The organism is Bradyrhizobium sp. P5_C11_2 (assembly GCF_054049755.1).
Genome location: NZ_JBFULT010000473.1, coordinates 1 through 5,953 on the forward strand (window position 1 = coordinate 1; position 5,953 = coordinate 5,953).

General features: G+C 61.5%; 7 protein-coding genes. All 7 read left to right on the plus strand.

Annotated features, from left to right (window positions below):
- The coding region (locus tag ACXJL8_RS31355; protein ID WP_456686182.1) for a hypothetical protein at nucleotides 1–407 on the plus strand (407 nt) is incomplete at its 5' end.
- 147 nt (nucleotides 408–554) lie between these two features.
- Nucleotides 555–779: a helix-turn-helix domain-containing protein gene (locus tag ACXJL8_RS31360; RefSeq protein WP_456620623.1), complete on the plus strand. Its 225-nt coding sequence runs from the start codon at nucleotides 555–557 to the stop codon at nucleotides 777–779.
- A 267-nt stretch (nucleotides 780–1,046) separates the two neighbouring features.
- Complete coding sequence (locus ACXJL8_RS31365) at nucleotides 1,047–1,328, plus strand: winged helix domain-containing protein (protein ID WP_456620624.1); 282 nt, start codon at nucleotides 1,047–1,049, stop codon at nucleotides 1,326–1,328.
- Complete coding sequence (locus tag ACXJL8_RS31370) at nucleotides 1,325–1,552, plus strand: hypothetical protein (RefSeq protein WP_456686183.1); 228 nt, start codon at nucleotides 1,325–1,327, stop codon at nucleotides 1,550–1,552. The genes ACXJL8_RS31365 and ACXJL8_RS31370 overlap by 4 nt, the downstream gene beginning before the upstream one ends.
- Nucleotides 1,553–1,554: 2 nt before the next feature.
- Nucleotides 1,555–4,392, plus strand: coding sequence for a DUF927 domain-containing protein (locus ACXJL8_RS31375; protein WP_456620626.1), 2,838 nt, complete (start codon nucleotides 1,555–1,557; stop codon nucleotides 4,390–4,392).
- Nucleotides 4,393–4,760: 368 nt separating this feature from the next.
- Entirely contained in the window at nucleotides 4,761–5,030 is a 270-nt protein-coding gene (locus ACXJL8_RS31380; RefSeq protein ID WP_456620627.1) for a hypothetical protein, read from the plus strand.
- A 441-nt stretch (nucleotides 5,031–5,471) separates the two neighbouring features.
- Nucleotides 5,472–5,648, plus strand: a complete 177-nt coding sequence (locus tag ACXJL8_RS31385; protein ID WP_167771117.1) for a hypothetical protein — start codon at nucleotides 5,472–5,474, stop codon at nucleotides 5,646–5,648.
- Nucleotides 5,649–5,953: the final 305 nt, after the last annotated feature.

Genomic DNA, 5,953 nt, shown 5'->3' on the forward strand with positions numbered 1-5,953 from the left:
CGCATGTAGAGGGCGCGGAGAAGGACCAAATCCCAGACGAAGTCTACGACCGCTTTGTTGACGGCATGCCAGAGCTTTTCAAATCAGTCTATGCGCTCTGCGATGCTTGGTACTGGTTGAGACTGGAGCTCGAAGGTAACCACGCTCGATTGATCCAGGCGAAGAACGCTGCTGAGGCGCGTCAGAAAGGTGCGAATACCGCTAAAGCGATGGCCACTGAACGATCCGGCATCATCGCAGAAGCTCTTGGAAAGCGTGCTTCGCTGAAGGGCAAGCCGGTATCTTTCATCGCGAAAAACATTCGGTCTGAAGTTGAGGCGGCCTTCAAGGCCGCCGGGATTGAACCAGACGCTGATCAATCTGCGCAGGCATTCGAACGCATGGTGAGACGGGCACTCAGAAAGTAGAATGACAAGCCAGAGCCTTGTCACAACGTTCTCTGACGCAGCTAAGGCTTGTCAGACGCCGCCAGCTTCCGCGGAATCAACGAAGCAGTCAGTTTCGGTGCGTGCCCCGCGATACCGCGGTGGCGCTGTTGAAAAACAGGACGCACCATGCCGACCGATACCGATCAGCACGAGCAAATCTCAAAGCTCGCCTACACCCCCGAGGAGGCCGCCGCCGCCACGGGGCGCAGTCGCACGCGCATCTACAAAGCCCTCAGGGACAAAGAACTGACCGCCCGCAAGGACGGGAAGCGAACTCTGTTCGAGGCAAGCGAGCTGAGGCGTTGGCTTCGAGAGCTACCGGCCATCGGCCGCGAAGCAACCGCCGCCTGAATCCCACCCAAAAGAAAGCCCGGCAGCTCGGCTTTTCCTGGCAGGACAGCGAGCACCGGGCCTTGAGAGGCTTAACGTGCAAACACATAGCAATTTGCTCCACCCAATCCAAGACCTTTCCGGCCTCCCGCTCTTTGACTGGCGCACGGCCGTAGTTCGCGGGCCGGCAACCAAAGCCGGGCAATACCTGCTTTCCAGATATCCAGTTCCACCCGGCCATGCTGACTTGATTGCTGCCCTCGCCGGCATCGGAGGGGCAGCCGAGCGATGACTGATAGGATCAAGATCAAGCTGCCTGACGGCTCCCTGCAAACCTTCGCCGGTCGCGAGGCCTGGACGCTTCGCCATCTCGTCAATGCCGGGCCACGAGGCCTCACCACCATCGACCATCCGGCGCCCCGCTGGAGCCACTACGTCTACAAACTGCGCCGAGCCGGTCTGAATATCTCGACGGACTATGAGGCCCACAAGGGTGACTTTCCTGGCAATCATGGCCGGTATCGGCTCGAGACCGCGGTTGAGGTTATTCCGGTGGAGGGCAAGTCATGAGCCCTCCCCTAATCGTGAGAACGTTGACCGTTTGCTGTGGTCGTGAAGTGCTCGGCTTTATTCATGAACYCGGGCGCAAACGCTTTTCCGCAACGCTGCCGTCAGGCCGTGAAGTGCCTGGTGTCTTTTCATCGTCCTCCGACGCCGCGCAGGCGATCGACGATGCACGCAAGACAGAGCCGGTTAGCGAGACATTTCCCGAAAAATTCAAAGGAAAGTTTTGAAAATGGGCGCCATCAACAACGCCTTCGCTCGTCCTGAGCGCGTGGATTTTAGTGCGGTGAGCTCGGCGGCTCTCAGCGCCTTGGAAGTCATCGTTCCGAAGTTGCTGCCTGGCGGCTATCGATCCGCAGGGGAATGGGTCTCGCGTAACCCGACGCGCGCTGATGGTCGCCCCGGTAGCTTCAAGGTCAACATGAAGACCGGAGTTTGGAGTGACTTCGCAACGGGAGACAAGGGCGGCGATGCTATCGACCTCGTCGCGTATCTGGAGGGCAAGTCCAAGCTTGACGCGGCGCGCGACCTTCAAAGCCTATTGAACGTGAAGCCGGCCGAGGGATCGTCAACCCTGACCGGCAACATGCGGTCGGCGCCGAGCAAGACGGATAAGGTTGCGGCCGAACCGCGCGACGCGCGTACTGCTCCACCCTCGTTCCCACCTCGCACTCAACCGGATCAGGATGGCAAGCCGCGCTTCGTCGTGGCCGGTGACGAAGGCCCGCGCGTCCGCGACGACGAAAAGCGCCGGCACAGCTATTGCCGGGGCGGCGTCCCCGTCCGGCTGAAGATCCTCCGCAAGGACGGCAACGCTTTCAACGTGTTTCGGGTGACGGACACTGATGGACGGACAGGTTGGCAGTATCGCAAGCCAGAGGGCTTTGAAAACGTGCCCTACTTCGTCGGTGCCGATCCCTTCAGCGGTGATGCGCCGTTGCTTTGGCCGGAAGGCGAAAAGGACGTGGACACTTTAGCGAAAGCGTCATTCAGCGCTTTCACGTTCGGCGGGACTGGCGATGGATTGCCAATGGGCTGCGCGGAGTATGTGCGTGGGCGCCACCTCGTCATCCTGGCCGACAACGATGAGGCTGGCCGGAAGCATGCCGAAGAGAAGGCGGCCCTGGCCCATGGTGTAGCCGCAAGCGTCCGTATTCTGCACTTCCCGGACACGCCCAAGGGCGGCGACGTGTCGGACTGGCTCGCCGGCAAGACCAGCGCGGACCTGGCAGCGTTGATTGAGGCGGCCCCTTATTGGAAGGTCGAAGAGCCAGCCCCGGAAGAGAGGCCGAGCGCTGCGGAGTGCGGTGCCAGCGAGGAACCGCACGAGGAGCACATCGCGGGTCGCGCTGAGCAGAAGAAGCAGTTGCCTATTGGTTACTCGTTCTCCGACCGGGGCTTGATGTGGCAGAATCCCGACGACCTGGACAAGCCCGCAATTTTGATCGCAGGCCACTTCGACATTGTTGCCGAAACGCGGGACGGCGACGGCTCCAACTGGGGCGTGCTGCTGCGTTGGAAGGACCACGACGACCGCGAGCACCAATTTGCGCTGCCGCGTGCCACGCTCGCAGGCGACGGCTCGGAAGCCCGCCGCGCGCTTATGGAGGGTGGGTTTTTCATCGCCCCCAGCCAAACGGCGCGTGGTCTCTTCAACTCGTTCCTGCTCCAGGTCCGCAGCCCCAATCGGGCAAGGGCAACTCAGCGAGTGGGGTGGCACAGCAATTCCTTCGTCCTGCCGGATGACTGCTTTGCGAACGACAAGCGCGACCAGTTGCTGTTGCAGAGCGTCACGGCGCACGAGCATTCGTTCCGGCAGGGCGGCACGCTCGAGAGCTGGCAACAAAATGTAGCTCGCTACGCCAGCGGCAACAGCCGCCTGGTGCTCGCCATCTCCGCGGCATTCGCAGGGCCGCTGGTGGGCCCGTGCTCGTCCGAAGGCGGCGGCCTTCATTTCAAGGGGGCGTCTTCAACGGGCAAGAGCACCGCGCTGCATGTCGCGGGAAGTGTTTGGGGCGGTGGGGATGCAAATGGCTTCGTTCGATCGTGGCGCGCAACAGCCAACGGGTTGGAGGGTGTTGCGCTCAGCCATTCGGATACGCTTCTTTGCCTGGACGAGCTCTCGCAGCTCGCGGCGAAGGATGCCGGCGAAGCCGCCTATATGCTCGCCAACGGGTCCGGCAAGTCGCGCAGCACCCGCGACGGATCGGCGCGCCGAGCGGCAAAGTGGCGTGTCTTGTTCTTGTCCTCTGGAGAAATTGGGCTTGCCGATAAGGTTGCAGAGGACGGGCGCGGGAAACGGATAGCGGCCGGCCAGCAAGTTCGCATCGTCGATATCGCGGCCGATGCCGGCGCCGGGATGGGTATGTTCGAGAACCTACACGGCTTCGAGACAGCGGAAGCACTTGCCCGACATCTACGGACCGCGACGCAGCAGCACTATGGCGTTGCCGTCCGGCATTACTTGGGATCGATCGTTCCCGCGATAGAGGATCTCCGCCGGCAGATTGCGCCGATCATGGCTGCTTTCAGCAGTCAGTTTGTTCCGCGAGGGGCGGACGGCCAAATCGAACGCGTGGCTCAGCGCTTCGCGCTGGTCGCGGTTGGCGGCGAGCTCGCTCAGCAGCGCGGCATTGTGCCGTGGAAGCCGGGCGAGGCCATCGCAGCAGCCGGGAGGTGCTTCAACGACTGGCTGGCTGCACGCGGCGGACACGACGCGGCAGAGGTCCATGACGGCCTCGAGCAGGTCCGTTCATTCCTGCTCGCCAACGGCATGGCCCGCTTCATTCCCGCCTGGGAGGAAGAGCGAGACACGCGCATCCACCCGCGCGACGTGGCCGGCTATCGCCAGAAGGTCGGAGACGGCTGGGACTACTTCGTCACGACCACGGCATGGAAGGAGGAGATTTGCCGCGGCCTCGACGCTCGCCGGCTCGCGGCCACCATGGCGACCAAAGGCTACATGGATGCGCCCGATCCAGCGCGCCGCGCGAAGCATGTTCGCGTTCCTGGGCATGGTCAATTGCGCCTCTACCACATCGTCTCGCAGCTCCTGGAGGACGGCGAATGACGCATAGCTTTCCGGACTTCACCTCTCACGTGCTCGACCTTCTGAAAAATACTGGTCCCAGTGGTCCCACTGGTCCCACCCCAAGCAAGCTATTCATTGAAAAGGAAAAAGCTGGGACCAGYCGCGAAACGAAGGTGGGACCAGTTGATTTTGACTGGTCCCATCACGGCGCAGTGAGTGGTCCCGGCAAATCTTCCGCGGATCAATCACTTAACAAGGGTGGGACCACTGGGACCAGTGGGACCACTAATTTTGCAGGGGGCGAGGATGACGGCGAGAGAGGCGGTGCGCCAGCAGAATGGCATGCAATCTTGGGGGATCTGGAGCGGCGAACTTGCCCCGATTGGATGAGCCCGGAGCGGTGGGACATGCTCCTCGGTGACGCCGGAAACTTCCTGTCTCGGTGGGGGCACGCGGCGCATGCGATGGGTTGGACGGCGCTTGATCTGTACGGGGTTCACCCGCTCGCGCCCGCCGCGCGCTTCGATGTGATGGGGTTTCTGTTCCTGATCCAGGGTGGCGTCGTGCCGTTCATCACGGCCTCGTCGGCATCGATCCATCGGCAAACCGGCGCTCATCTTACATACCGACGCCATCACGCATCCGACGCAGTCCTGCTCACAAAGGTGCTCGCATGAGGGCACCAGAGCATTCCCATTTGAAGGTCCTCACGCCCTACGATCCTCGTGAGGGGATTAGCTTAGCTGCGGCAGCTAAGAGGGCTGGAAAGTCAGAAACAACGATCCGGAACTGGTGCCCTCAGCATGGCCTTGGGCGTCGTGTCGGAGGCGGCGTTTGGGTCGTTAGCCAAGTTGCTCTGGCGATGTTCCTGGACGGCGAAATAGTGGCGCTCGCGGCCTACCATTCCGGCGACCATTCGAGCCCGGCAGTTGCTCAGTACTTTGAACGGTTCGGCTTGCCTGCGCCAAAACCTTCTGCAAGCGGGGGCAGAGCGGACATGCGCCGGCAGATTCGCGAAGACCGCCCGTGAGCCGGAACGGACCTCGTCAAGCGAACGCACCCGTTGCAGACGATCTGTACAACGCGTACCGTCGCCGATGCCGATGCAAGGAACCCCAATGACTGATCGAGAAAAGATTCTAATTGCGCTTCGCGAAAAGCCTCTGAAGGCTTTCGAAATCATGAAGCGCGTGAACATAAAGCATCAGGACGACTGCCAATCGCTCCTGTTGAAGATGCGTGACGACGGCGTCGTAAAGTTCGATATTCACAAGGGACATTGGCTCGCTGCGTGACAACGTTCGCTTGATCACCGGCGGCTGGTAGAGTTGCTTCCAAGTTCCTTTCATCGGAGAGAACGACTAGCCGCCTTCGGGCGGCTGTTCTCTTTTGTGCGGCGGCTGTCTGTCCACCGACGCTGACGATGTCCGCTCATCGAGGAGGACCGGAAGTGCGCGGCTGATCGCCAAACCGACGCGATTGACCCATTGGAGACATCACAGTTGCGTTCTCGGCTCTGTTGTGTAGAACAACCACGGGTGCTCGCTGCATGAAGCAGTGACAGGTTAAGCGATGGTCGGGCCGCCACGCAGGATGCGTG

Coding starts and splice junctions, on each gene's coding strand:
- ACXJL8_RS31360 (WP_456620623.1), top strand. CDS start 555: ATGCCGACCGATACCGATCAGCACGAGCAAATCTCAAAGCTCGCCTAC.
- ACXJL8_RS31365 (WP_456620624.1), top strand. CDS start 1,047: ATGACTGATAGGATCAAGATCAAGCTGCCTGACGGCTCCCTGCAAACC.
- ACXJL8_RS31375 (WP_456620626.1), top strand. CDS start 1,555: ATGGGCGCCATCAACAACGCCTTCGCTCGTCCTGAGCGCGTGGATTTT.
- ACXJL8_RS31380 (WP_456620627.1), top strand. CDS start 4,761: ATGCTCCTCGGTGACGCCGGAAACTTCCTGTCTCGGTGGGGGCACGCG.
- ACXJL8_RS31385 (WP_167771117.1), top strand. CDS start 5,472: ATGACTGATCGAGAAAAGATTCTAATTGCGCTTCGCGAAAAGCCTCTG.